Here is a 309-nt window from a genome sequence, read left to right on the forward strand (position 1 = left end):
ATCCAACAGGCGGCGTTCGGGTCCGGCGAGCGGCTCGCCGTTCAGCTCCAGCACCGCACGGGGCCCGCCCCCGGGGACGACGCCGACGGGGATGGTCGTGGCACGTCCGTCGGCCACGGGTTCGCCGTCGCTCGCGAGCACCTCGCCGTCGGGAGCGATCAGGCGCACGCCGCTCAGGCCGAACGCCTCTCGGGTGCGGCTGACCAGAGCCAGCACGGCGTTGTCGCCGCGGAGCACGTTGCCGGCGACTGCGGCGAGCAGCTCGGCCTCGGCGGCGGCGCGCTGCGCGGTGCGGGCCCGTCGCGCAGC

1 pseudogene is annotated in these 309 nt (G+C 77.0%); it reads right to left on the minus strand.

From position 1 onward, the window contains the following. A pseudogene (locus L687_RS43090) lies at positions 1–309 on the minus strand (histidine kinase); the annotation flags it as partial.

This window comes from Microbacterium maritypicum MF109 (genome assembly GCF_000455825.1).
Classification (GTDB): Bacteria; Actinomycetota; Actinomycetes; order Actinomycetales; family Microbacteriaceae; genus Microbacterium; species Microbacterium maritypicum_A.